Source organism: Streptomyces sp. NPDC107471 (assembly GCF_055582845.1).
In genome coordinates, this window is record NZ_JBVJPC010000002.1 from 663,368 (window position 1) to 688,181 (window position 24,814).

Genomic DNA, 24,814 nt, shown 5'->3' on the forward strand with positions numbered 1-24,814 from the left:
CCGGGGCTTCCCGGCTCCGGTCGGGGCTACAGCTTCTCCACCGGCGCGTACCGCAGCAGCAGCCGCTTCGGCTTCGCCTCTCCGAAGTCGATCGTCGCCTCGGCGTTCGCGCCCGTGCCCTTCACTCCGACCACCGTGCCCAGACCGAACTGGTCGTGGGTGACACGGTCGCCGACGGCCAGGGACACCACCGGCTTCTCCGCGGTCCTGCGCGTCGCGAAACCGGACGCGCCCGACGCCGAGGACCGGGAACGCGACGACGACAGCGAGGCGGCGACCGCCGAGACCGGTCCCGCGGGAGCCGCGGTCGCTCCCGTGCGCTTCCAGTCGACGTGCTGCGCCGGGATCTCCTCCAGGAACCGCGAGGGCGGGTTGTACGACGGCTGCCCCCACGCGCTGCGCAGCGCGGACCGGGTCAGGTACAGCCGCTCACGCGCGCGCGTGATGCCGACGTACGCGAGACGCCGCTCCTCCTCCAGCTCCTTGGCCTGGCCGAGGGCGCGCATGTGCGGGAAGACGCCGTCCTCCATGCCGGTGAGGAAGACGACCGGGAACTCCAGGCCCTTGGCGGTGTGCAGGGTCATCAGGGTGATGACGCCCGAGCCGTCCTCGTCCTCGTCGGGGATCTGGTCGGAGTCGGCGACGAGCGCGACCCGCTCCAGGAAGTCGGAGAGCGAGGCGGACTCCTCGCCCTCACCCGTCTCCTGCTCGAACTCCAGGGCCACGGCGGCGAGTTCCTGGAGGTTCTCGATGCGGGTCTCGTCCTGCGGGTCGGTGGAGGCCTGCAACTCGGCGAGATAGCCGGTGCGTTCGAGGACCGCCTCCAGGACGGTCGCCGGTCCCGCGCCGGACTCGACGATCGTACGGAGCTCCTCCATCAGCACGTTGAACCGCTTGACGGCGTTCGTGGAGCGCGCGGCCATGCCGTACGCCTCGTCGACGCGCTTGAGCGCCTGCGGGAAGCTGATCTTCTCCCGCTGGGACAGGGCGTCGATCATCGCCTCGGCGCGGTCGCCGATGCCCCGCTTGGGGACGTTCAGGATCCGTCGCAGGGGCACGGAGTCCTCGGGGTTGGCGAGGACGCGCAGGTAGGCCAGGACGTCCCGGACCTCCTTGCGCTCGTAGAAGCGGACGCCGCCGACGACCTTGTAGGGCAGGCCGACGCGGATGAAGACCTCTTCGAAGACACGGGACTGCGCGTTGGTGCGGTAGAACACGGCGACGTCGCCGGCCTTCGCGTCGCCCGCGTCGGTGAGACGGTCTATCTCGTCGGCGACGAACTGCGCCTCGTCGTGCTCGGTGTCGGCGACATAGCCGGTGATGCGCGCGCCCGCGCCCGCGTTGGTCCACAGGTTCTTGGGGCGGCGGGACTCGTTGCGCTCGATGACGGCGTTGGCGGCGGTGAGGATCGTCTGGGTGGAGCGGTAGTTCTGCTCCAGGAGGATCGTCGTCGCGTCCGGGTAGTCCTCCTCGAACTGGAGGATGTTGCGGATGGTCGCGCCGCGGAAGGCGTAGATCGACTGGTCGGCGTCACCGACGACACACAGCTCGGCGGGCGGCAGGTCCTGCTCGCTCGGGGGTACGTCGACCGGGTGCTCAGAAGTCCCGACCAGCTCCCTGACCAGGGCGTACTGCGCGTGGTTGGTGTCCTGGTACTCGTCGACGAGGACGTGCCGGAAGCGGCGGCGGTAGTGCTCGGCGACGTCGGGGAACGCCCGGAGCAGGTTGACCGTCGTCATGATCAGGTCGTCGAAGTCGAGGGCGTTCGCCTCGCGCAGGCGCGACTGGTACATGGCGTAGGCCTGGGCGAGGGTCTTCTCGAAGCCGTCGGTGGCCTGGGCCGCGAAGTCCTCCTCGTCGATCAGCTCGTTCTTCAGGTTGCTGATCTTGGCGCTGAAGGACTTCGGCGGGTACCGCTTGGGGTCGAGGTCCAGGTCGCGGCAGACCAGGGCCATGAGCCGCTTGGAGTCGGCGGCGTCGTAGATCGAGAACGACGAGGTGAACCCGAGCTTCTTCGACTCCCTGCGCAGGATCCGCACGCAGGCGCTGTGGAAGGTCATGACCCACATCGCGTTCGCGCGCGGGCCGACGAGCTGCTCGACGCGCTCCTTCATCTCGCCCGCGGCCTTGTTGGTGAAGGTGATCGCGAGGATCTGGCCGGGGTGGACATGGCGCTCGCCGAGGAGGTGGGCGATGCGGTGGGTGAGCACGCGGGTCTTGCCGGAGCCGGCGCCGGCCACGATGAGCAGGGGGCCGCCGGAGTGCACGACGGCCGCGCGCTGGTTCTCGTTCAGCCCCTCCAGGAGGGTGGCCGGGTCCACCGCGGGGCGGGGGGCGCCGTCGCGGTAGTAGGCGTCCCGGTCCGGGGGCACGTCGAACTTCCCACCGAACAGGTCGTCCGGAACCTGGTCCGGTACGTGCTCGTCCTCGGGCGGTGGCGGGGGCTCCTCCGCGTGCCCGCGAGGGGCCTGGAGGTCCGCCAGGAAGCTGTCGTCAAAGAGGCTGCTCATCGCTCTCCGAGTCTAGGGTGCCCCACTGACAGCCCGCCGCCGCCCTGAGAACATCCACCCGTACCCGAGCGGCGACGATCTTGCGGACCCGGGCGCGACCCGGGCGCAACGGGGGACGCCGGCCGGAAGACGATCCCGAAAACAGGCGGAAGGTGTCACACAACACAAGATCGACACACCTCCGTCCAGACCGCCCCGGATCGACCACTCCGAGCGTCCCCTGGGACGAAGGTCACGAAAATGTATCGGGCATATCGCACATCAACCTTCACACGGGCCACACCAGTTGGCTACCGTTCCGGCAGGCCGTACGACCCCCACCGGCGAACGTCGCCGGGCCGCACGGCCTCCGCCGAGTCCGCAGCGCCGCCGCGCGCCCGGAGCCGGGGACCCACCGAAATCGGGGTGAATCGGCCGACTCCCGCGCAGGGGAGGGCCGTAGGGCAAACCTTCCGAAGCATCGCCGCCCGAACCCTCCCCCAGAGCCTGAACGGCCTGGGGGGACCCCCACTGACCCGGTAGGCGGAGCATGGGAAGGAGTCGCCTCCCTTGGCGTCGCACCGCAAGTCGCGTCCCGTCGGTACGCGCGTAGCAGGCATACGGACCCCGGCCCTCGCGACGGCCGCCCTCACCTCCGTGGCCCTGCTCTCCCAGTCGGCGAACGCCGCGCCGGCCGATGACAAGCCGAGTCTCGAAGAGGTCGAGAAGAAGGTCGACGACCTCTACCGCCAGGCCGAGTCGGCGACCGACAACTACAACGCGGCCAAGGAGAAGACGACCAAGCAGCGCAAGCAGGTCGACACGCTCCTCGACGACGTCGCCCAGCGCACCCAGAAGCTCAACGAGGCGCGGGAAGAGCTCGGCGCCTTCGCCGCGGCCCAGTACCGCACCGGCGCCGCCGCGCCCGACACGGCGACCCTCCTGCTCGCCGACACCCCGCAGGACTACTTCGACCAGACCCAGCTCATGGGCCGGCTGACCAGCCGCCAGAAGGGCGCGGTCGACGACTACGTCACCGAGCAGTCCGCCACGATGAAGAAGCGCCAGGAGGCCTCCCAGAGCCTCCGGACGCTCACCGAGACGCAAAGCGACCTGCGGACCGCCAAGGCGACCGTCCAGAAGAAGCTCGCCGACGCGCGCGAGCTGCTGTCGGAGCTGACGGCGCAGGAGAAGGCGCGTCTCGCGGCGATCGAGCGGCAGAAGCAGCAGGAGGCGGCCCGCAAGGCGGCGGAGCTGGCGCAGCAGCAGGCCGCCGCGGAGAAGGCCGCGCAGGAGACCACCGCCCCGCAGGACAGCACGCCGACGGCGCCCGACTCGTCGTACGCCACCAAGGCCGCCAAGGCCCTCGCCTTCGCCCGCGCGCAGGTCGGCAAGCCGTACGTCTGGGGCGCCACCGGCCCCGACTCCTACGACTGCTCCGGGCTCACCCAGGCCGCCTGGAAGGCCGCCGGCGTCGACCTCCCGCGTGTCACCTACGACCAGGTCAACGCCGGAACCACGGTCTCCCTGGCCGACGCCCAGCCCGGTGACCTGGTCTTCTTCTACGACGACATCAGCCACGTCGGCCTCTACATCGGCAACGGCATGATGATCCACGCCCCCAAGCCGGGCGCGTACGTCCGCGAGGAGTCGATCTACTACGACGGCGAGTCGGGCATCCACAGCGTGGTCCGCCCGGCCTGAGCCCCGTCCCGCCCGTGCCCGGGCCGTCCCGCGGAGCCCGCACTCGCGTGCATTTCACGCGCGCGCGTGCGCGCCCCGCCGGCACGGCGCGGGGAACTTCCTAGCATCGACCCATGTCCGGTACCTCCCCGCACCCCGCTCAGCGCGTCTGGTGGACGCAGCGCCCGCCCGCGGCCGGGGCCGCGGTGATGGCGACCGGCATCGTGTCGGTCGGGCTCCATCTGACCGGCCACGAGACGCTGTCCCGCATCGCCCTGGTGATCGGTTGCGCGGCCTGGCTGGGGCTGGCCGCCGAGTTCGCCGTACGACTGCTGCGAGAGCGCGCGCGCTGGGTCGCGGACGCCGAGACACCGGGCGCCCTGACGGCCGTGGCGGCGACCACCGTGCTCGGCACCCGCTTCTCCGCGCTGGGCCGGCAGCCCCTCGCCGAGGCGCTGCTGGCCCTGTCCGTGCTGCTGTGGCCGCTGCTGATCACGCTCGTCATGCGGCACTGGAAGCGGCGGATGCCCGGCGGGGTGTTCCTGTGCTGTGTGGCCACCCAGGGCCTCGCGGTCCTCGGCGCCACCCTCGCGGCGACCGAGTCGGCGGCCTGGCTCGCGCACACCGCGCTGGTGCTGTTCTGGCTGGGCCTGGTGCTCTACGGCATCGCGCTGTTCCGCTTCGACCTGCGCCAGGTCCTGGAGGGGCCGGGCGACCAGTGGATCGCGGGCGGCGCGCTCGCCATCTCGGCGCTGGCCGGCTCGAAACTCCTGGCCGCCGACAGCGTGCGCCTGTACCTGTGGAACGACGACGACCGCGGGGTCCTGCGCGCGGTGACCGTCGCCCTGCTGGTGCTCGACCTGGCCTGGTACGCCGTCCTGCTGGCCGCCGAGGTCGTACGGCCCCGTCCGCGCTACGACGTGCGCCGCTGGGCCACCGTGTTCCCGATGGGGATGACGGCGGTCGCGACGCTGTCGGTCTCGGCGGTCGTGGACGTCCCGTGGCTGGAGACGCCCGGCGAGGTACTGCTGTGGATCTCCGTGGCGGCCTGGCTGGCCGTCGCGGCGGGGGCGGTCGGCTCCGCCCGGGCGGCCCTCAGGTCCACAGCACCGCGATGAAGACGTTGGCCGTGGTCAGCGCGCCGACCAGGCCGAACAGGCTCTTGTCCACCTTCTCGTCGTCCCGCTTCACGTAGACGAGGCCGAGGATCACGATCAGCAGGGCCAGCTTGACGCCGATCTTGATGTTGTTGACGTGCTGGTCGTCGGCCTGGTTGAGGCCGACCAGGATCATTCCGGTGACCAGCATCGTCGCGGCGCCGTGCAGCATCGCCGGGACGAACCGGGCGGTCCCCGAGCCCATCGCCTTCATCTGGGTGAGGAAGCCGCCGAGCAGCGAGGCGATGCCGATGATGTGCAGGCCGACGAAGAGATGGATGAGTACGTCCATGAGGCCGGAGCTTATGCAGGGGCGGCCCGGCCGTCCGCACCGCCCCCTCACCCGGACCTTGCATATATGCGCCCCATAGCACTCCGCACCCGCCGCGCGTCCGTGAATCCCGAGTTCGGTCAGCCCACCGCGCGAAGTCGACGACGCCACCCCGGCACCACGGTCACCTTCGGTCACCCCGCGGTCCCCTGGAGGCAGTTCCGCACAACGCGTTACCTCCCGGTCACGGTCAGGTTTAGCGTCCTCCCCCAGGTGACCGGCTCCCCACCGCCGCCCGGGCCAGGGGCGGCAGTCGGCCACCACCGCCGAGAAGGTCCGGCGGCGGCCCGCTCCCCCTGTGCGAGCCGTCGCCGGACGCGCACACCGCCCCGGGCGGTCGTACGGCCGCTCCCCGGCGTCGTACGGCCCTGAGCCCCGGGGCGGGCGATCGTACGAAAGGACGTGCAGTCCACGTGGCAGCGCACCGCAAGTCCCGCAGGCGCTCGGCCGGCGGCCATACGGTCCGTACGGCAGCGACGATCGCCCTCGCGGGGGCCGCGACCGCGACGGGCTTCGACGGGATCGGACACGCCGAGCCGCAGCTCACCCCGGAGCAGGTCAGGGCGAAGGTGGAACGGCTGTACCAGGAGGCCGAGACGGCCACCGAGAAGTACAACGGCGCGAAGGAGAAGGCACAGGCGGCCGAGAACCGCCTGGACGGTCTGCGGGACGAGGCCGCACGCCGGACGGAGCAGCTCAACGAGGCGCGCGACGCGCTGGGTTCGATGGCCGCGGCGCAGTACCGCGGCGGCGGCCTCGACCCCGCGATGCAGCTCGCGCTGACCTCCGACCCCGACCGGTACCTGGACAGCGCCGAGTTCGCCGAACGCGCCGGCACCCGCCAGGCCGCCTCCGTGTCGAACGTGCGCCGGCAGTTGCGGGAGATCGAGCAGCTCCGCGGGGCCGCACACGTCGAGCTGGCGGCCTTGAAGTCGCGCCAGGCGGAGCTCCAGCGCCACAAGAAGACGATCACCGGCAAACTGGGCTCGGCCCGCCGCCTGATGTCCCGGCTGTCGGCCGAGGAACGGGCGGCCCTGGGCGAGGACGGGCAACACGCCTCACGGGCCGCCACGGGCGCCCGCGGGGAGCTGACGACCCCCGGCGCGGCCACCGCGCAGGCCCCCAACTCCCGTACGGCGGCGGCTGTCTCCTACGCCTACTCCAAACTCGGCAGCCCTTACGTCTGGGGCGCCACCGGACCGGACGCCTTCGACTGCTCGGGCCTGATCCAGGCCGCCTACCGCTCCGCGGGCGTCTCCCTGCCCCGCACGACCTACGCCCAGATCGACGCCGGCCGGCGCGTCTCCCGCTCCGAACTGCTCCCCGGCGACCTGGTGTTCTTCTACTCGGGCATCAGCCACGTCGGCCTCTACGTCGGCAACGGGCAGATGATCCACGCCCCGAACCCGTCGGCCCCGGTGCGGGTGGCGCCCATCGACGAGATGCCGTTCGCGGGCGCCACGCGCGTGGCGTGAGCGTGGGTGAGGTGGCCTCGCGCGAACAGCCGTGTCAGACCAGTCGCCGTGCCGTCGCCCAGCGGGTCAGCTCATGACGGTTGGAGAGCTGCAACTTCCGCAGCACGGCCGAGACATGGGACTCGACCGTCTTCACCGAGATGAAGAGCTGCTTGGCGATCTCCTTGTAGGCGTAGCCGCGCGCGATGAGCCTGAGCACCTCGCGCTCGCGCTGGGTCAGGCGGTCGAGGTCCTCGTCGACCGGCGGGGCGTCGGTGGAGGCGAAGGCGTCCAGGACGAAACCGGCCAGCCGCGGGGAGAAGACGGCGTCGCCCTCCTGGACGCGGAAGACGGAGTTGACGAGGTCCGTGCCGGTGATCGTCTTGGTCACATAGCCGCGCGCACCGCCCCGGATCACCCCGATCACGTCCTCCGCCGCGTCCGAGACGGACAGCGCGAGGAACCGGACGGGCCGGTCGGCGTCGGCCATCAACGGGGCGCACCGGCGCAGGACTTCGACCCCGCCGCCGCCCGGGAGGTGGACGTCGAGGAGGACGACCTCGGGGCGGGTCGCGGTGATGACGGTGACGGCCTGCTCGACGTCCGCGGCCTCCCCGACGACCTCTACGCCGGTCTCCTCGGTGCGGCCGATCTCGGCCTGGACGCCCGTGCGGAACATGCGGTGGTCGTCGACGAGGACCACGCGCACGTGCCGCCCGCCCGCGCCGCCGGCCGCAGCCGGCTCCACGGGGTCCGTGTTCGCCTCGGTGGGGTCACTCATGACGTCTTCTCCGCCCTCTCCATCTCCAGCTCGACCTCCGTGCCGCCGTCCGGCACCGCACGCAGCCGGGCCGTGCCGCCATGGCGCTCCATGCGGCCGATGATCGATTCTCTGACACCCATCCGGTCGGCGGGTATCGAGTCGAGGTCGAAGCCGGGGCCGCGGTCCCGGACGGACACGAAGACCGTCCTGCCCTCGACTTCGGCGTAGACCTGTACGGCGCCGCCCTCGCCACCGTACTTGGCGGCGTTGACCATCGCCTCACGCGCGGCCTGCATCTGCGCGCTCGTTCTCTCGTCGAGGGGGCAGTCGCCGACGACGACCACCTCTATCGGGACTCCGTGCTTGTCCTCGACCTCGGCCGCGTTGCGCCGCACGGCGTCGGCGAGGTCGGTGGGTTCGTCGGCCTCGTCCTTGCCGGTGCCCTCGGGTTTGTACAGCCAGGTGCGCAGGTCGCGCTCCTGGGCGCGGGCGAGGCGGCGGACCTCGCTCGGGTTCTCCGCGTTGCGCTGGATCAGGGTCAGGGTGTGCAGCACCGAGTCGTGGACGTGGGCCGCGACCTCCGCGCGCTCCTGGGCGCGGATGCGCATCAGGCGCTCCTCGGAGAGGTCCTGGGTCATGCGGACGAGGTACGGCCCGGCGAGGAGCGTGATCCCGACGAGGACCGCGAGCGCGGCCTGGAGGACGGAGCCGAGGTGGGCGGCGGAGCCCTGGAGGACGAAGACCCCGGAGACACCGGCGGTGACGAGGAGGACACCGCCCGCGGCGCGCAGCAGGGTCAGGGTGCGCCGGCGGCGGCCCACCTCCATCCAGCGGGCCCGGCGGGCGTTGTCCGCCTGGCGCCAGACCAGGGCGACGCCCGCACCGACCAGGACGACGGGCCAGAGGTAGGCCTTGGCGCCGTTGCCCACGTTGACATTGCCGACGAAGACCATGGCCACGACGACCATGAGCAGCAGGGCCACGATCTGGCCCCGGTCCGGGCGGCGGGCGACCAGTCTGCGGCGGCCGTCCGGCGAGGTCTCGGTGGTGACCAGGGACGGCGGCTTCTGTCCGCCGACCCCGCCGACGCCGAGCGGCACGAAGAACCAGAACGCGGCATACAGCAGCGCGCCGAGTCCGTCCGCCATGAACAGGCCGACGAAGACGAGCCGCACCCAGATGACGGGCAGCCCGAGATGCCCGGCGAGCCCCCGCGCCACACCACCCAGCCAGCGTCCGTCACTGCTGCGGTAGAGCTTGCGCGGCGGCCGCGGTTCGACGAGGGGCGCTGCTACGGCTTCCGGCATGCCATCGATGGTCACACGGCGGGAGTGCGGGGGCATCAGGGTTGGCCCCCGAGACTCCCCTGATCTTCGAACGGCGTGCCCTCCGAACGCTTCCCTCCCCCCTCTCAGGGCCGATATCAGGGTCCGGCCAGGGTCGTTCCGACTCCCGTGGCGCCCTCTCGCCCGTCACCATGGACACATGACAGATCACCAGCACGCCGCGGGCGCCGGATCCGGCGGAGGCCCGGACCCGGGCACCGGTCCCGGCGCGGGCCGGCCCGCCGACACCGGCGGGGCCTCGCGCGCGCACGGGCGGGCGGGCACGCGGAAAGAAGGAGGCACACCGGCGGCTCCACCCGCAGAGCCCCGCGACCACCGGCCCGCGACCGAAGCCCCCGGAGACCGGCCCGCGACCGAGTCCCCCGGGCACCCGACCGCGGCCGAGCAGCTCGGGGACGGGCCGACGACCGAGCACCTCGGGGACGGACCGACGAGCGAGCACCTCGGGGACGGGCCCACGACCGAAGCCCACGGGCACCGGACGCAGACCGACCCCGTCGGCGACGGGCCCACGACCGAGCACCTCGGCGACGGGCCCACGACCGACCCGCAGGAACACCCGACGCCGACCGACTTCGTCAGCGACAGGCCCACGACCGACCCGCGGGAACACCGGACACCGTCCGACCCCGCCGGGCACGCGACGCCGATCGACCCCGCCGGGCGCGCCACGGCGACCGACCCCCTCGGGCGCGCCACGGCGACCGACAGCACCTCCACCCCGCCCCCGCCCCCGCCCACCCCCGCTTCCCAGGACCCGGCCCCCGCCGAGGACGGCCCCCTGGCCCCCCTGCGCTTCCGGCGGGACCGGCGGCACAAGTTGCTCGCCGGGGTGTGCGCCGGGCTCGGGCGGCAGTGCGACATGGACCCGGTGATCTTCCGGATCACGCTCACCGTGCTGTCCGCGACCGGCGGCATCGGTCTCCTCTTCTACGGCTTCGCCTGGCTCTTCGTCCCGTACGAGGACGAGGACGAGAACGAGGTGCGCAAGCTGCTCACCGGCCGGGTCGACGGCCAGGCCCTGACCGGCGTGCTCTTCGCCCTGGTCGGCTGCGGGGTGTTCCTCACCATGCTGAGCAACACCGGCGTGCTGACCTTCGCCGTGGTGCTCTCCCTGCTCCTCGCGGGCGCGGGGTACTGGTCGCGCAACCGCGGCACCCCCGACCCCGACCCGCTCTCCGCCCAGGCCGTGGCCGACGCCCCGCCGGAGGCGCAGGCCCCGCCGGTGGCCGCCGGCTACCCGTCCTGGTGGCGCGACCCCATCGTCAAGGACGGCACCCATGTCGGCGGCACGGGCTATCTGTGGGGACCGAGCGACTCGCGCGGCCGTGACATCGCCGCCGCCGTCAACATCGGCCGCGGCACCTGGAGCCGGCGTGAGGAGTTCGCGGCCCGTACCCGCCCGCCGAAGCCCCGCGGGCCCCGCTGGATCGGCGGCTGGGTCTTCCTGCTCGCCCTGCTGGCGGGCGGTCTCGGCACCGCGGCGACCTGGGAGGACCACGCCCTGGGCACCAGCCTGCAGACCGGTCTGTCCTGCGCGCTGATCGTCCTGGGCCTGGGCATAGCCACCAGCTCGTTCCTGGGCCGTACCGGAGCGGGCTCGATCTTCCTGGCGGTCGTCACGGCCGGTCTGCTCGCCACCTCGGCCGCCCTCCCGAAGGACATCACCACCCACTGGGTGCGCACGAACTGGACGCCGACCGCGCCGCAGAACATCCGCTCCCAGTACGAACTGGGCACCGGCGTGGGCACCTTGGACCTGTCCCGCGTCGACTTCGCCGAGGGCCGCACGGTGACGACCCAGGTGGAGGTAGGAGTGGGCCGGCTGCTGGTGATCGTGCCGCCGGACGTGACCGTGAAGGCGGTGATGGACGTGGGCGTGGGCGACATCCAGTTGCCGGGCGACGACCAGAAGGACGTGGACGTGGCACCGGGCAAGCGCAAGGAGGTCACCCTGAAACCGGCTCCGGGCAGCGAGAACACCGCCACCCTCGACATCGACCTGCGGGTGGGCATCGGACAGGCGGAGGTCAGCCGTGCTGCGTCATGAGTTCCGACCGGGACAACTGGTCGCCGGGTTCTTCCTGACCGTCGCGGGCATCACCTACGCCGGTGACGCGGGCGACGCCTGGGACACCCCGTGGTTCGCGGTGATCCCCATCGTCGTCGGCGGCCTCTGCCTCGCGGGCGTGGTGGGCCTGCTGGCCCGGAGCGTGCGCAACCGCCGTGACAGGCGCCGCGACAACAGCCCCGGGAGCACGCCCCCGGAGGGCGACCGGACGACCCGGCCGCCCGTGCCCCACTGATCACCGACGACGGGTTGGGGGGCAGTCCGGCACGGGACCGTGGCCGCTCCCCCAGCCCGGCACCGGACCGTGGCCGCTCCCCCAGCCCGGCACCGGACCGTGGCCGCTCCCCCGCCACCGGTGACTCCGCCGAGACCCCCGACCGGAGCTACCGGTAGGTGCCCGCCCGTTGTCGTCGCCGGGCACGCAGGGCCGCGTCCACGGAGAACACGGAGGCGCCCGCGAGGACGAGCGGCAGCCAGGCCATCAGGTAGGCGAGGTCGTTGCCGTAGTAGTAGGGGTCGGAGGCCCAGCTCACGGTCAGCCACAGGCTGAGCGAGATCAGCGCCCCGCCGAGTGCGGCAAGGCGGGCGAGGATGCCGAGCAGGGTGCCGATACCGACGGCGAGTTCACCGAAGGCGATGGCGTAGCCGAAGCCGACGGGGTTCTTCAGGGACAGGTCGACCAGCGCGGGGATGGCCGCGGAGTCCCGGACGCCGCGCATCATGTCGCCGATGGAGCCCGAGCCGGAGGCCTTCATGAAGGCGCTGTCGGTCAGCTTGTCCAGGCCGGCGTAGACGAAAGTGACACCGAGGAAGATCCGCAGCGGCAGCAGGGCGTACTGGCCGATGCTGTCGCGCCAGGAGCGTTGTTCGTCGTAGTAGGGGGTGTGCGTGTCCGTACGAAAACTGTGAGTCATCGCTTCGAGCCGCCTCTCACCAGGGTGCCGAGACCCCTCACAAGACCATACGCACGAAGGGACGGCCGTGCTCAATGCGCCGACGGGTTTCCGCGGCCGTGACGACACGGGCCCCGACCGCCGATCCGACGGGCCCGCCGGTCCGACGGCCCCGCGAGTCCGTCAGCCCCTCAATCCATCAGTCCGTCACGTCGATCGCGTACCGGTTGGTCTCCACCCCGGCGGCCGTCACCACCTGCACCTCCACCCGGCCCGGCTCCACATCCGCCGGCACCGGCACGGTCAGCACCTCGTCGGTGGGGTTGCTGAAGCCACCGGCCACCGGCACCAACGGCACATGCACGTTCACCGGCCCGATCCGCACCACCATGCGGGCCAGCCGGTCCGCCCGCTGTGCGCCCGGCGGCACGAACCCGGCGCCCCGGATCTCGATGTCGTCCCCGGTGCGGACGGGCCCGTCCAGGTCACCCGCCTCCCGCGACCGCACCACGGAGAGGATCACCGGGCGGCCGCCCTCCGCGTACTTGCCCGCCACATAGGTCGCCGCGGACACGAGCACCACCACGGCCAGTCCCCACGGCAGGTCGGGCAACTGGTCCGGCCGCCGGGCCAGTCGTACCGCCGCGAACAGCAGGGCGACCCCGCAGATCACGACGTACTGGATGTCGGCGAAGGCACCCCGCCCGGAGTCGTCCGTCAGCAGATCGGCGGCGCGCGGCCGGTCGGCCCGTACCTTCTGCAGCCGCTGTCCGAGCACCCGCAGCCCGACCACCCGCCGGACCAGGACGGCGATCGCGGACACCACGGCCAGGACGGTCACGATCCCGGCGCCGCGGGCCAGTTCGAGACCGGAGATCAGCGTGTCCCGCTCAGCGCCGTCGGAGGCGGCGGCCAGCCGGCCCACCAGCACCAGGACCGCGTAGGCGACGAACAGCACCCAGGCCACCGCGACGGCCCGCGAGGTGGACAGCCGGTTGTCCTCACCGATGACCGGCGCGAGGACCCCGCCGCGGGCCCGGTGGAACCAGGACGCGGCGGTCAGCGCACCCGCGACCACGAGCGCCGCCACCAGTCCGGCCGTACGCGCCGCGCTCCATCCCGCGCCGATGGCCGTCAGCGCCTGGACGAGGAGCAGCACCACGACGGCGGCCCACACCGCGTACGCGGTACGGCGCCACAGCCGCGCGAGCCAGGCGGTGCCCTCGGCCCGCCCCCGCTCGGCCACGGCCTCGGCGGACTGGGTCAGTTCCTCCGAGACCCACTGCCGGGAGGCCGACGCGGAGTGCGCCACGGCCGCGGGCAGTCCCTGGCCGGCGGCGAACTCGTCCCGCTTGAGGAGGAACTCGGCCACCGCCCGCCGGTGTCCGGCCCGCGCCCCGTGCGGGCAGTCCCCACAGGTGCAGCCGCCCTCGTGGGCACCGCCGGGCACGCCCCCGGCCGCGCTCTGTCTCGCTTCCTGCACCGCCACGCCCGACGCCCGCCTTCCGATGACTCCTGGCCCTTCGGCCCCACATGACCACATGACCGCACGGCCGACCGACCGCGCCACCCGCTGAGAAGCCCCGAACAACTCCCCCGTGTTGACAGCGAATTGTGCCCTACAGCACACCCCTCCCGTCCGGCAGGTCTGGTCAGCGCGGGTGAAGCGGGGCCCGCCGTGTTGACCCGGCTGCGAGAATTTCCGTATGGCCGAGATCATCCAGCGTGACGGGACCTGGGCCTTCGACGGCACAACCGTCCGCATCACGCCGGGACTCCACCGCTCCGTACCGCTGTTCCGGCAGACGTACGGCGAGGTCGCGGTGCCCCTGGACGCCATCGCGGGCGTGGCGTTCGAGCCGGAGCGCAAGCGCGGCCGGCTGCGGATGCGGCTGCGCGAGGGCGCGGACCCGCTGCTGCACGCGACCGGCGGACGTCTGCCGGACCCGGCCGATCCGTACCGGCTGATCGTGGACGTGGACCGCGCCGGGGTCGCCGAGTACGTGGCCGAGGAGATCCGCCGTGCCCTGCTCCTCGACCAGATCCCGAAGGAGCCGACGAAGGCGTATCTGCTGCCGGGCCCGCCGGTCCCGGTGTCGGTGCGTTCCTCCGACGGCACGGTCTCCTTCGACGGCACCCAGGTCCGTATCGACTGGGCCGAGACCTCCGACCGGGTCAAGCGGGCGACGGGCCCGCGGATCATCGACGTGGGTGACCTCGTCCAGGTCGAGTGGCTGCCCAACTCCGGTTACGAGGACGGCTTCATGCGGTTCGTGACCCGCGAGACGTCCTTCTCGAAACTGCCGCCGGAGAAGGACCCGTACGCCCTCGACCTGTGGGGCAGCACCCGCCGCGACCTGCTCACGGCGCTCGTCGCGACGGCGGTCACGGCCCGGCTGCCGCATCCGTCCACCCGCGGGGACCTCGCGTACGGCGACGACGGACGCGACCGGCGGCCCCGGCTCGCCGCGTCGGGCGTTCCCGCGCCGGCCGACCATCACGACGTCCTGCTGCGCCGACTGCGGGAGCTGGGTGAGCTGCACCGCGAGGGGGTGCTCACGGACGAGGAGTTCGCGATGACGAAGGCGGCGGTGCTGCGGGGCTTCTAGCGCGCCGGGTCCCTAGGTCAGCAGGTCCGGCTCGCTCCGGCTGATGTCCTGCCACTGCGGCTGGTAGTTGATCCACGCGACCAGGTCCCCGCCGAGCTGCTCCCGGGTCGCCACCGCCGCCCGGTGGTCGATGAGCACGGGCCGTCCCGCCGCCCGGGCCAGCAGTTGCACCTGGCTGGAGCGTTCCATCGACAGGAACCACCAGGCCGCCGCGTCCACCGAGTCCCCGACGGTCAGCAGTCCGTGGTTGCGCAGCACCAGCGCCTTGCGGGACCCGAGCGCGGCGGCGATCCGGCGGCCCTCCTCGGCGTCGACGGCGACCCCGGTGTAGGCCTCGTACAGGGCGTGGTCCTCGTAGAAGGCGCAGCTCTCCTGGGTGATCGGGTCGAGGAGCTCGCCGAGGGCGGACAGCGCCCGCCCGTGCACGGAGTGGCAGTGGGCGACGGCGACGACGTCGGGGCGGGCGGCGTGCACCTGGGAGTGCACGGTGAAGGCCGCCTGGTTGACGTGGTGGCGGCCGTCGAGCACCTGGCCGTCGGAGTTGGCGAGCACGAGGTCGCTCACGGTGACGTGCTTGAACGGCATGCCGAAGGGATTGACCCAGAAGCAGTCGGTGAACTCCGGGTCGCGGGCGGTGATGTGCCCGGACACCCCGTCCTCGAAGCCGAGCCGGCCGAAGATCCGCAGCGCGCCGGCGAGCCGCTCCTTGCGGTGCCGGCGTTCCTCCTCGGCGGAGTCGTGCATCGGCGGCATCGCGAAGTGCAGCTTCTCGGTGGGCACCGGCATCGGCGGAGTGGGCCCGAGGGGCGTCCCGTGCATCTGCTCCTCCAGCACTGGGTTGCTTTACGGGGCGGAAGTTACCGTCGGTCAGCGCGAGAGAACAGGGGTGGTTTGTAAAGATGGCGCACACAGCGGATACCGGACAGCAGATGTCGGGTATCGGCGGAAGACTGACCCGCATGAACTGGGCAGCTTTCAGCTCCGCGGAACCCGACCTGGCCGAGACCGTCGAGACCCGCTTCGGTGCCTTCACCCACCATGTCCTCGCCACGCTCCGCAAGGACGGCTCCCCCCGCACCACCGGCCTGGAGGTCCGCTTCCTGCGCGGCGAACTCTGGCTCGGCATGATGCCGGGCTCGCTCAAGGCCCTCGACCTGCGGCGGGATTCGCGGTTCGCGCTTCAGGCGAACCCCGGGGAGGGGCAGTCCCTGGGCGGCGGCGACGTCCGGATCGCCGGGCGGGCGATCGAGGTCGAGGACCCCGACGTCAAGGGGGCGTACGTGACAGAGGTGGAACCGCCGGAGCCGTTCCACCTCTTCCGCACCGAGCTGACGGAGGTCGTGCGGACGTCCGTCGAGGACGAGAAGTACCTGGTCCTGCAGATCTGGAAGCCCGGTGAGCCCCTGCGCACCGTCAGGCGCGCCTAGGGCCTACTCCCACTCGATCGTGCCCGGCGGCTTCGACGTCACGTCGAGCACCACGCGGTTGACGTCGGCCACCTCGTTGGTGATCCGCGTCGAGATCTTCGCGAGGACGTCGTACGGCAGTCGCGACCAGTCGGCGGTCATGGCGTCCTCGCTGGACACCGGGCGCAGGACGATCGGGTGGCCGTAGGTGCGGCCGTCGCCCTGGACGCCGACGGAGCGGACGTCCGCGAGCAGGACCACCGGGCACTGCCAGATGTCGCGGTCGAGGCCGGCCGCGGTGAGCTCCTCGCGGGCGATGGCGTCGGCGTCGCGCAGCAGGTCCAGGCGCTCCTTGGTGACCTCGCCGACGATCCGGATGCCGAGGCCGGGACCGGGGAACGGCTGGCGCTGGACGATCTCGTCCGGGAGCCCGAGCTCCTGGCCGACCATGCGGACCTCGTCCTTGAACAGCTTGCGCAGCGGCTCGACGAGCTGGAACTCGAGGTCCTCGGGGAGGCCGCCCACGTTGTGGTGGGACTTGATGTTGGCGGTGCCGGTGCCGCCACCGGACTCGACCACGTCCGGGTAGAGGGTGCCCTGGACGAGGAACTCCACCGCCGGACCCTCGTCCGCGATGATCTCGGCCTGCGCCTGCTCGAAGACCCGGATGAACTCCCGGCCGATGATCTTCCGCTTCTCCTCGGGGTCGGAGACCCCCTTGAGCGCGGTCAGGAAGCGCTCCTCCGCGTCGACGACGACCAGCTTGACGCCGGTCGCGGCCACGAAGTCCTTCTCGACCTGCTCGGTCTCGCCCTTGCGCATCAGCCCGTGGTCGACGTACACGCAGGTGAGCTGGTCGCCGATGGCGCGCGCGACGAGCGCGGCCGCCACCGCGGAGTCCACGCCGCCGGACAGACCGCAGATCGCGCGCTTGTCGCCGACCTGCTCGCGGATCAGGCCGACCTGCTCCTCGATCACGTTGCCGGTGGTCCAGTCGGGCTTGAGGCCGGCGCCGCGGTACAGGAAGTGCTCCAGGACCTGATGGCCGTGCGTGGAGTGCATGACCTCGGGGTGGTACTGGACGCCGTAGAGCTTCTTCTCGTCGTTCTCGAAGGCGGCGACCGGGACGACGTCCGTGGACGCGGTCACGGTGAAGCCCTCGGGGGCGGCGGAGCAGGCGTCGCCGTGGGACATCCACACCGACTGCTCGTCCGGGGTGCCCTCGAAGAGGGTGGAGCCGGACTTCGACACGTGCAGCGGGGTACGGCCGTACTCGCGGGCGCCGGTGTTGTCGACGGTGCCGCCGAGGGTGGTGGCCATGAGCTGGAAGCCATAGCACATGCCGAAGACGGGGACGCCGGACTCGAACAGCTCGCGGTCCAGGCGCGGGGCGCCCTCCGAGTACACCGACGAGGGGCCGCCGGAGAGGATGATCGCCGCCGGGTTCTTCGCGAGCATCTCCGCGACCGGCATGGTGCTCGGCACGATCTCGCTGTAGACCCGGGCCTCGCGGACGCGACGGGCGATGAGCTGGGCGTACTGCGCACCGAAGTCGACGACCAGGACGGTGTCGGGGGCGGCGGGGTTCGCTGATGACACGGGTTGCCTTCCGGCGGTGAGCGAGGTGTGTGTGGTACCGAGTCTACCGGGAGTCACGGGGCCGGCTCGGGGCCCAGCCCCGTCTCAGGATGCGAACCGGGTTGGACGCTCCCGCCGGGCCCGGCATACTGCTGCCATGCTCACGCAGACGACCTTCCGCTTCACCTATGGCACCCGGCCCGCCGGCTGCCATGGTCGTGCCGCTTGAGCAACTGACAAGCGACTTCCCCAGGCGCCCCGGGCCGACAAGGTCCGGGGCGCCTGGTGTTTTCCGGATCTTGTCGCTCCGGGGCGCCCGACCCCGACCAGGAGCCCCACATGACCACCCCACCGGAAGCGATCATCGCGGACGCCCGTGAACGCATCGACGCGATCGACGACCGGATCATCGGCCTGATCCAGGAGCGGATGGCCGTCTCGTCCGTCGTCCAGCAGACCCGTATCGCCTCCGGCGGCCGCCGGGTCCACCTCGCCCGCGAGATGGAGATCCTCGGCCGCTACCGCGAGACCCTCGGCCGGCCCGGCACCTCCCTCGCCATGACGCTGCTCGAACTGTGCCGCGGTCGCATCTGAGTTCGGACCCCGCCTCACCCGTACGGCGCGTGACCGCGGCACGGCCGGCCTCGTTGGTGGTGGTGTCCGTGCCAGCCAGGGGCGGGCCCGACAGAACCACGCGTGGCTCGCTGGAGCGATGAGGCGCACGGATCACGCCGTGCGCCGTGGGACCTCGCTCCAGGAAGTGACCGGACGGCAGGGGACAGCAGCCCGGTCACCCAAGAGAACGGCCGGCTCCGGGGACGCCCGGGGCCGGCCGGCGGGACGAGTACCGGCACAAGGCTGGGTCGAACGGTTGCGGAGGCCGCGCCCATCCAGCACGATGCCTGGAAAGCCCCCAAGTCCCTCCGCAGACAACAGCATTCGTCTCGTCACCGCACCGCCAGAGGCCCAGACCAACCCTGCGGGCCCTGGTGGCACGGCCACGGAGAGCAAGCGGCGCAACCCCCCGGCGCCGCTCCCAGGCACCGGCGCTGCCCTGACGTCGGTGCTGACGAAAGAAGGGCCCCGCGGTTCCGTCCCGCGGGGCCCTTCGCATGCCGGTGTGCCGGCTTCCGCGGTCAGACGCGGGAGACCGTTCCGCAGCCCTCGGCACGCTCGGCGTCGAGCGGCCTGCTGCGGTCGTACGGGTCGGTGGTCGGTCCGGTGGGGTCCGCTCCGGTGGGTCCGGACGAGCTGAACGACGGGTGCAGAAAACCGTCGTAGACGTCGCAGGCCGAGTTGTTGATGTCCTGGTCCCAGTTGACGACGGTGAGCTTGCCCGGGGTGACCTGGTACTTCGCCGGGTCGGAGATCTCCACGTCGAGGATCCGGCGGATGATGGTGCGGGTGACCTCGGTGGAGCCGTTGGTCTGCACGACCGGGTAGACGAAGGTGTAGTCGGCGTGCACGGCCACCGAGGCGTGGTCGCCGGCCTTGAAGGTCATCCGGCCGCGCGTCTTCACCACGTCGCCGACCAGCCGCACCTCACCGGGGTCGAAACGGCTGAACATCCACAACGGGTCGTGCTTGTCGTCGGGCTTGCGCAGACCGGTCTCCAGGAGCCCGCGCACGTCCTTCTGCAACGGGTCCAGCACGTCGAGCGCGGCCTCGGGCCGTTCGCCGCGCAGGGTCGCCGGGTCGAGGTTGGACGCGACGAGGAGCTTCTTGGTGAGCTCCAGGACCTTGTCGACGTCGGCCGCGGACCGGCCCCCGACGGCCTTCGCCTGCGGTACGGCGATCCCGGCGGCACCGTCGGCCCAGCGCTTGGCGGGCGAGCCGGCGAACGGGTCGTCCAGGGTGGGGATCGCGGAGGCCTCGGCGGAGGGCGCGGCGCTCGGCGCCGCCGTCTCCTGCGGCAGCGGGGCGGGCGCGGCCTCGGAGGACGTCTTCCGGCCGAAGGGGTCGCCCGGCACCAGCGAGGGCTTCACCGCCACCAGGGCCACCGCGACCGCGACGGCGACCCCGAGGACGCCCCACAGGCCCCGTCGGCTCTTCTTCTCCTGCCAGGCGGGGCCGGTACGCCAGCCCTCCGGGAGTTCGCCGCGTGCCTCCTGCCGCCGCAGCCGCTCCGCCACCTCGCGGGCCCGCGCGGAGGGTTCCTTGGGGGCGGAGTCTCGGATGTCCCGTTCGGAGTCACGGGCGAACTGTGCCCAGACGTCGTCCGGGATCTTGGGGTCTTCTGACACGTCGGTCAGTTGTAGGGCCTCGGAAAGCCTGTTCACAAGGCCCACCTTGAGGTGTGACTCAGCCCACATAAGTTTTCTGTGAATACCCGCACAACCATTCACAGGTGTCGTGGATCAAACCTCACGAATCACGGGCCCCACCCGCGCCCCACACGCGGAGGCCTCTCCTGGACGTGTGCCGCAAGTGCGGCGCACCTGACTTCCGAGGTCTTCATGAAGCTTCGTCGTGCACTGGCCGCCGCGGCCGCGACCGCCGCGATAGCGCCGCTGGCTCTGTTCGCCGCGCCGAGCGCCTTCGCGGACGAGTCCCCCACGCCGACCGCGACCGAGAGCACGCCGGCCGGCGAGAACACCCCGACGGACGCCGAGAGCACCCCGGCGGACGCGGAGACCACTCCGGCCGCCCCCGAGAGCTCCCCCGCCACGGGCGAGAGCTCCCCTGCCGCGGACGAGACCAGCGCGTCCCCCTCCGGCAGCCCCTCCACGAGCCCGTCCGGCTCCACCAGCGCCAGCCCCTCCCCGAGCACGAGCGACGAGCCCGTCGACCAGTGCGAGATCGACGAGGACGGCGACCCGGTCAGCGACGTGCTGCACAGCTCGCTGACCGGTCTGCCCGAGAGCATCGTCGCGGGCAGCGGCTGGACGAACTTCAAGTTCAACGTCAGCAACTCCGGCGACGAGACGATCAAGGACATCCAGCCCATCGTCGGTGTCGCGGCGGTCGACTGGGACTTCGAGAAGGACTACAGCGACCTGGTCACCGTGCAGGTGAAGCACGGTGGCACCTGGGTCGACGTGGCCACGCAGTTCGGCGAGGGCGGCTCGTTCAACGCCTTCGACCTCAAGGCCGGCGGTTCCCTCAGCTACCAGCTCCGCGTGAAGGTCGACCGTGAGGTCCCGAGCGCGGTCGGCATCGCCGTCGGTCTCGCCGAGTACTCGGACGACAAGGGCTGCTGGGTCTCCGACGACGAGAACATGGGCATCTACTACTTCGAGGTGCTGCCGGCCGGCTCCGACGCCGGCAAGCCGGACGACGCCAAGCCGCAGACCGGTGGCAAGAGCCCCATCTCCGACGTCAACGGCGTCGACGTGGACGGCCAGCTCGCCGAGACCGGTTCGAGCTCGGCCCTGCCGGTCCTCGGCCTCGTCGGCGGCTTCGCCGTCGTCGCCGGTACCGGTGTGGTCTTCGCGGTGAAGCGGCGCAAGGGTGTGACCGGCGCCCACGCCTGAGGCGGAGCGCGCTGATCACGGTCTGACGCAGGAAAGGAGAAGGACCCGCACTCGGAGGGGGGTGCGGGTCCTTCTCCTTTGCCCTTCCGGGCGCTACGACTTCTTCGGCACCGCCGGCATTCCCAGGAACGGCAGCTTCAGCGCGCCGAAGGCCTCCGCCGGGACCGCCGGTGACTTGGGCTCGACCGCGGCGAGCCGGACGTACTCCTCGCCCTGCGCCGGACGCGGGTCCTCCTCGCCCTTGTTGGGCCAGTACGACATCGCGCGCTCGGCCTGCGCGGTGATCGTCAGCGAGGGGTTCACGCCGAGGTTCGCGGAGACCGCGGAGCCGTCCACGACCGAGATCCCCGGGTGGCCGTAGAGCCGGTGGTACGGGTCGATGACGCCGGTGTCGCGGGAGGCGCCGATGGCGCAGCCGCCGAGGAAGTGGGCGGTGAGCGGGGTCCCCATCAGCTCGCCGACGTTGGAACCGGCGAAGCCGTTGATGTCGGCGGCGATCGCGGAGGCGCCCTCCGAAGCGGCCCTGATCTGCTTGGGGTTGGGCGCCCCGTGGCCCTGCCGTGCGGTGAGCAGGCCCTTGCCGACGCCGTCCGGTTTCAGGTACGTCGTCAGGGAGTTGTCCAGCGACTGCATGACCAGGCCGATGATGGTCCGCTCGGACCAGCGGCGGTTGGAGAGCGAGCGCAGCACGAGGAGCGGGTGCCTCGCGGCGTTCGCGATCCACGCCATGGCCCTCGACGAGCCCTCGGCGTAGGGCACTTGGAGGATGGAGAGACTGCCCATCGAGTTGGAGCCCTTGCCGTAGCGGACCGGCTCGATGTGGGTGTTCTCGTCCGGGTGGATGGACGAGGTGATGGCGACGCCCTGGGTGAAGTCGACCTTCGGCACGCCGGTCGCCTTGCGGTAGCGGCGGTTGTCGGTCTGGGCGCCCACCAGGGCCTCGGAATTGGTGCGGGTGAGCTCGCCCAACCGGTCGGAGACGTACGGCAGTTGACCGCCCGCCTTCATGCGGTGCAGCAGGGTCTGGGTGCCGTAGGTGCCGGCGGCGAGGACGACCCTGCGGGCCTTGAAGGTGCGGCCCTTCGCCTTGCGGCGGTCGTCGGTGGGGAGGGTCGCGATCGCGTAGCCGCCCTGGGAGTCGTCCGTGACCGACACGACGGTGGTGAGTGGGTGGACGACCGCGCCGGCCTTCTCGGCGAGGTAGAGGTAGTTCTCGTTCAGGGTGTTCTTGGCACCGTGGCGGCAGCCGGTCATGCACTCGCCGCACTCGATGCAGGCCTTGCGGGCGGGGCCGGCGCCGCCGAAGTAGGGGTCCTCGGTCTGCTCGCCGGGCCGGGCCTTCCTCGCTCCGTCCGCGTCCTCGCCGTCGCCGAAGAAGACGCCGACCGGGGCCATGTGGAAGGTGTCGCCGACGCCCATCCGCTCGGCGGCCGCTTTGAGGTGGACGTCGGAGGGGGTCATCGTCGGGTTGAGCCGTACGCCGAGCATCCGCCGGGCCTGGTCGTAGTACGGCTCCAACTCCTCCTGCCAGTCGGTGATGTCACGCCACTGGGGGTCCTCGAAGAAGGGCTTCGGGGGGACGTAGAGGGTGTTGGCGTAGTTGAGGGAGCCGCCGCCGACGCCCGCCCCCGCGAGGACCATGACGTTGCCCAGGAGGTGGATGCGCTGGATGCCGAACATGCCGAGCTTCGGCGCCCAGAGGTAGTTCTTCAGATCCCAGGAGTTCCTGGGGAGCGTCTCGCGGGTGAAGCGGCGTCCGGCCTCCAGGACACCTACGCGGTAGCCCTTCTCGGTGAGGCGAAGGGCGGTGACGCTGCCACCGAAGCCGGAGCCGACGACGATGACGTCGTAGTCGTAGGTGTCCTGAGGCACGGGTGCTCCTCGCTGAGTCTCGCGTGCGGGTTGTCTGTGGCTGGTCGCGCAGTTCCCCGCGCCCCTGGGTCGGCTACTTGAACCGGAATGCCTTCATCAGGCGGAGGCTGCGGCTCATGAACGCCGCGTACTTCTCGTCGTCCATGCCCAGCGAGGGGGCCATCGGGAGCAGTCGCTGCTGGGCGATCGTCTGGGCCTCGGTGTACTTGAGGATGCCCTCGGAGCCGTGCCGGCGGCCGAGGCCGGAGTCCTTCATGCCGCCCATCGGGGACTGGACGCTGCCGTAGGCGGAGGCGTAGCCCTCGTTGACGTTGACCGTGCCGGCGCGCACGCGGGAGGCGACCGCGCGGCCCCGCCTGCCGTCCTTCGTCCACACCGACGAGTTGAGGCCGTACGGCGTGGAGTTGGCGAGCTCGACCGCCTCGTCCTCGGTCCTGAAGCGGTAGATCGACACGACCGGGCCGAAGGTCTCCTCGGTGCACACGGCCATCGGCTCGGTGACGCCGTCGAGGATGGTCGGCTCGAAGAAGTACGGGCCGATGTCGGGGCGGGCGACTCCGCCGGTGACGACCTTCGCCCCCTTGGACACGGCCTCCTCCACATGCCGGGTCACGGTCTCCAACTGCCGTTCGCCGACCAGGGAGCCCATGTCGGCGCCGTAGGCGAGGGACTTGCCGAGACGCATGGCCCGGGTGCGGGCGGCGAAGCGGTCGAGGAAGGCGTCCGCGATCGACTCGTGGACGTACAACCGCTCGATGGAGATGCAGAGTTGGCCAGCGGAGGAGAAGCAGGCGCGGACGGCACCGGCGGCGGCCTTCTCGATGTCGGCGTCCTCCAGGACCAGCATGGCGTTCTTGCCGCCGAGTTCGAGGGAGACGCCGACCAGACGGGCGGCGGCGCCCTGGGCGACCTCGCGGCCGGTGCGGGTGGAGCCGGTGAAGGAGACGTAGTCGGCGTGCCGGACGACCTCGGGGCCGACGACGGGGCCCTCGCCGAGGACGATCTGGAAGACCTCGGCGGGCAGCCCGGCCTCGACCAGCAGGTCACGGGCCCACAGGGCGGTCAGGCAGGTCTCCGTGTCCGGCTTCATGACGACGGCGTTGCCCGCGACGAAGGCGGGGAGCGCGTCGCCGACGGACAGCTCCAGCGGGTAGTTCCAGGGGGCGATCTGGCCGACGACACCGCGCGGGTGGCGCAGTTCGGTGACCTTGGTGAGGGTGGGCACGGCCCCGGTGTGCCGCTTCGGCCTCAGATAGGCGGGCGCCTTGCGGCCGTAGTGCCGGGCCGCCACGGCGACCGCCTGCACCTCCTCATGCGCGTGCAGTCGGGCCTTGCCGGTCTCCAGTTGGATGAGGTCGAGGACCTCCGCCTGGCGCTCCAGGATCAGGTCGTGGAAGCGCAGCAGGACGGCCGCGCGCTGCCGTACGGGGGTCTGCTCCCACACCGCCTGCGCCCGGCGGGCCGCGTCGAAGGCCTTCTCGACGTCCTCGGGGGTGGACTCGGGCAGGTCGGCCAGCTTCTCGCCGGTGAACGGCGTGTGGTTGGCGGTACGGCCGGACCCGGTCACCCCCTTGGTGAGCTGGGCGACCAGCTCCGGGGTGACCACGTCGGCCGCGGTACGGGCGCCCTCCGGGGCGGGGGCGAGGGGGTTCGTGCCGGTCTTGGCCGGGGCCTGCGCGTCCGTCATGA

General features: G+C 71.8%; 20 protein-coding genes. 9 read left to right on the forward strand and 11 right to left on the reverse strand.

Annotated features, from left to right (window positions below; all coding sequences use genetic code 11):
• Window positions 1-26: 26 nt before the first annotated feature.
• The gene (gene pcrA / locus ACZ66S_RS07890) at window positions 27-2,510 is read right to left on the reverse strand and encodes a DNA helicase PcrA (protein ID WP_469900478.1); all 2,484 of its coding nucleotides are present in this window, start codon (window positions 2,508-2,510) and stop codon (window positions 27-29) included.
• A gap of 549 nt (window positions 2,511-3,059) precedes the next feature.
• Here pcrA and ACZ66S_RS07895 point away from each other — a divergent pair.
• Together ACZ66S_RS07895 and ACZ66S_RS07900 are read left to right on the forward strand one after the other, a co-directional pair.
• On the forward strand, window positions 3,060-4,193 hold the full coding sequence (locus ACZ66S_RS07895; protein ID WP_469900479.1) for a C40 family peptidase: 1,134 nt from the start codon (window positions 3,060-3,062) through the stop codon (window positions 4,191-4,193).
• Between the two features lie 113 nt (window positions 4,194-4,306).
• A complete protein-coding gene (locus tag ACZ66S_RS07900; protein WP_469900481.1) occupies window positions 4,307-5,290 on the forward strand; it encodes a tellurite resistance/C4-dicarboxylate transporter family protein in 984 nt (327 codons plus the stop codon).
• Here the strand turns inward: ACZ66S_RS07900 and ACZ66S_RS07905 are convergent.
• Window positions 5,268-5,621 (reverse strand): hypothetical protein, encoded by a 354-nt coding sequence (locus ACZ66S_RS07905; RefSeq protein WP_469900482.1) that lies wholly within the window; start codon window positions 5,619-5,621, stop codon window positions 5,268-5,270. The genes ACZ66S_RS07900 and ACZ66S_RS07905 overlap by 23 nt on opposite strands.
• A gap of 452 nt (window positions 5,622-6,073) precedes the next feature.
• Here ACZ66S_RS07905 and ACZ66S_RS07910 point away from each other — a divergent pair, with 452 nt between their 5' ends.
• Window positions 6,074-7,135, forward strand: a complete 1,062-nt coding sequence (locus ACZ66S_RS07910) for a C40 family peptidase (RefSeq protein WP_469900484.1) — start codon at window positions 6,074-6,076, stop codon at window positions 7,133-7,135.
• 34 nt (window positions 7,136-7,169) lie between these two features.
• Here the strand turns inward: ACZ66S_RS07910 and ACZ66S_RS07915 are convergent, their stop codons facing one another.
• Window positions 7,170-7,895 (reverse strand): LuxR C-terminal-related transcriptional regulator, encoded by a 726-nt coding sequence (locus tag ACZ66S_RS07915; protein WP_469900485.1) that lies wholly within the window; start codon window positions 7,893-7,895, stop codon window positions 7,170-7,172.
• Window positions 7,892-9,184, reverse strand: a complete 1,293-nt coding sequence (locus ACZ66S_RS07920) for an ATP-binding protein (protein ID WP_469900486.1) — start codon at window positions 9,182-9,184, stop codon at window positions 7,892-7,894. The genes ACZ66S_RS07915 and ACZ66S_RS07920 overlap by 4 nt, the downstream gene beginning before the upstream one ends.
• 688 nt (window positions 9,185-9,872) lie before the next feature.
• Here ACZ66S_RS07920 and ACZ66S_RS07925 point away from each other — a divergent pair.
• Together ACZ66S_RS07925 and ACZ66S_RS07930 are read left to right on the forward strand one after the other, a co-directional pair.
• The gene (locus ACZ66S_RS07925) at window positions 9,873-11,273 is read left to right on the forward strand and encodes a PspC domain-containing protein (protein WP_469900903.1); all 1,401 of its coding nucleotides are present in this window, start codon (window positions 9,873-9,875) and stop codon (window positions 11,271-11,273) included.
• Entirely contained in the window at window positions 11,260-11,529 is a 270-nt protein-coding gene (locus ACZ66S_RS07930; protein WP_469900488.1) for a hypothetical protein, read from the forward strand. The genes ACZ66S_RS07925 and ACZ66S_RS07930 overlap by 14 nt, the downstream gene beginning before the upstream one ends.
• 148 nt (window positions 11,530-11,677) lie before the next feature.
• Here the strand turns inward: ACZ66S_RS07930 and ACZ66S_RS07935 are convergent, their stop codons facing one another.
• Together ACZ66S_RS07935 and ACZ66S_RS07940 are read right to left on the reverse strand one after the other, a co-directional pair.
• The gene (locus tag ACZ66S_RS07935) at window positions 11,678-12,208 is read right to left on the reverse strand and encodes a DoxX family protein (RefSeq protein WP_469900489.1); all 531 of its coding nucleotides are present in this window, start codon (window positions 12,206-12,208) and stop codon (window positions 11,678-11,680) included.
• Between the two features lie 178 nt (window positions 12,209-12,386).
• Complete coding sequence (locus tag ACZ66S_RS07940; RefSeq protein ID WP_469900491.1) at window positions 12,387-13,676, reverse strand: hypothetical protein; 1,290 nt, start codon at window positions 13,674-13,676, stop codon at window positions 12,387-12,389.
• Window positions 13,677-13,893: 217 nt separating this feature from the next.
• Here ACZ66S_RS07940 and ACZ66S_RS07945 point away from each other — a divergent pair, with 217 nt between their 5' ends.
• Entirely contained in the window at window positions 13,894-14,796 is a 903-nt protein-coding gene (locus ACZ66S_RS07945; RefSeq protein ID WP_469900492.1) for a DUF4429 domain-containing protein, read from the forward strand.
• Window positions 14,797-14,808: 12 nt separating this feature from the next.
• Here the strand turns inward: ACZ66S_RS07945 and ACZ66S_RS07950 are convergent, their stop codons facing one another.
• On the reverse strand, window positions 14,809-15,615 hold the full coding sequence (locus tag ACZ66S_RS07950; RefSeq protein ID WP_469900493.1) for a class II aldolase/adducin family protein: 807 nt from the start codon (window positions 15,613-15,615) through the stop codon (window positions 14,809-14,811).
• 140 nt (window positions 15,616-15,755) lie between these two features.
• Between ACZ66S_RS07950 and ACZ66S_RS07955 the strand changes: the two genes are divergently transcribed.
• Window positions 15,756-16,223, forward strand: coding sequence for a pyridoxamine 5'-phosphate oxidase family protein (locus ACZ66S_RS07955; RefSeq protein WP_469900494.1), 468 nt, complete (start codon window positions 15,756-15,758; stop codon window positions 16,221-16,223).
• 3 nt (window positions 16,224-16,226) lie between these two features.
• On the opposite strand, the gene guaA is transcribed toward ACZ66S_RS07955, so the two are convergent.
• Window positions 16,227-17,801, reverse strand: coding sequence for a glutamine-hydrolyzing GMP synthase (gene guaA / locus ACZ66S_RS07960; RefSeq protein WP_469900495.1), 1,575 nt, complete (start codon window positions 17,799-17,801; stop codon window positions 16,227-16,229).
• A gap of 318 nt (window positions 17,802-18,119) precedes the next feature.
• Between guaA and ACZ66S_RS07965 the strand changes: the two genes are divergently transcribed.
• The gene (locus ACZ66S_RS07965; protein ID WP_469900496.1) at window positions 18,120-18,374 is read left to right on the forward strand and encodes a chorismate mutase; all 255 of its coding nucleotides are present in this window, start codon (window positions 18,120-18,122) and stop codon (window positions 18,372-18,374) included.
• Window positions 18,375-18,916: 542 nt separating this feature from the next.
• Here the strand turns inward: ACZ66S_RS07965 and ACZ66S_RS07970 are convergent.
• Window positions 18,917-20,059: a hypothetical protein gene (locus tag ACZ66S_RS07970; protein ID WP_469900498.1), complete on the reverse strand. Its 1,143-nt coding sequence runs from the start codon at window positions 20,057-20,059 to the stop codon at window positions 18,917-18,919.
• A gap of 177 nt (window positions 20,060-20,236) precedes the next feature.
• Here ACZ66S_RS07970 and ACZ66S_RS07975 point away from each other — a divergent pair, with 177 nt between their 5' ends.
• The gene (locus tag ACZ66S_RS07975; protein ID WP_469900499.1) at window positions 20,237-21,253 is read left to right on the forward strand and encodes an LPXTG cell wall anchor domain-containing protein; all 1,017 of its coding nucleotides are present in this window, start codon (window positions 20,237-20,239) and stop codon (window positions 21,251-21,253) included.
• Between the two features lie 93 nt (window positions 21,254-21,346).
• Here ACZ66S_RS07975 and ACZ66S_RS07980 read toward each other — a convergent pair whose 3' ends face one another.
• Window positions 21,347-23,125 (reverse strand): GMC oxidoreductase, encoded by a 1,779-nt coding sequence (locus ACZ66S_RS07980; protein WP_469900501.1) that lies wholly within the window; start codon window positions 23,123-23,125, stop codon window positions 21,347-21,349.
• Between the two features lie 73 nt (window positions 23,126-23,198).
• Window positions 23,199-24,812 carry a succinic semialdehyde dehydrogenase gene (locus ACZ66S_RS07985; protein ID WP_469900502.1) on the reverse strand — a complete coding sequence of 538 codons (1,614 nt, stop codon included), beginning with the start codon at window positions 24,810-24,812 and terminating at the stop codon, window positions 23,199-23,201.
• Window positions 24,813-24,814: the final 2 nt, after the last annotated feature.

Bases quoted from the DNA above. Each gene is read 5' to 3' on its own strand.
- pcrA (WP_469900478.1), bottom strand. From the start codon at position 2,510: ATGAGCAGCCTCTTTGACGACAGCTTCCTGGCGGACCTCCAGGCCCCT.
- ACZ66S_RS07900 (WP_469900481.1), top strand. From the start codon at position 4,307: ATGTCCGGTACCTCCCCGCACCCCGCTCAGCGCGTCTGGTGGACGCAG.
- ACZ66S_RS07905 (WP_469900482.1), bottom strand. From the start codon at position 5,621: ATGGACGTACTCATCCATCTCTTCGTCGGCCTGCACATCATCGGCATC.
- ACZ66S_RS07915 (WP_469900485.1), bottom strand. From the start codon at position 7,895: ATGAGTGACCCCACCGAGGCGAACACGGACCCCGTGGAGCCGGCTGCG.
- ACZ66S_RS07920 (WP_469900486.1), bottom strand. From the start codon at position 9,184: ATGCCGGAAGCCGTAGCAGCGCCCCTCGTCGAACCGCGGCCGCCGCGC.
- ACZ66S_RS07935 (WP_469900489.1), bottom strand. From the start codon at position 12,208: ATGACTCACAGTTTTCGTACGGACACGCACACCCCCTACTACGACGAA.
- ACZ66S_RS07945 (WP_469900492.1), top strand. From the start codon at position 13,894: ATGGCCGAGATCATCCAGCGTGACGGGACCTGGGCCTTCGACGGCACA.
- ACZ66S_RS07950 (WP_469900493.1), bottom strand. From the start codon at position 15,615: ATGCACGGGACGCCCCTCGGGCCCACTCCGCCGATGCCGGTGCCCACC.
- ACZ66S_RS07955 (WP_469900494.1), top strand. From the start codon at position 15,756: ATGAACTGGGCAGCTTTCAGCTCCGCGGAACCCGACCTGGCCGAGACC.
- ACZ66S_RS07965 (WP_469900496.1), top strand. From the start codon at position 18,120: ATGACCACCCCACCGGAAGCGATCATCGCGGACGCCCGTGAACGCATC.
- ACZ66S_RS07975 (WP_469900499.1), top strand. From the start codon at position 20,237: ATGAAGCTTCGTCGTGCACTGGCCGCCGCGGCCGCGACCGCCGCGATA.
- ACZ66S_RS07985 (WP_469900502.1), bottom strand. From the start codon at position 24,812: ATGACGGACGCGCAGGCCCCGGCCAAGACCGGCACGAACCCCCTCGCC.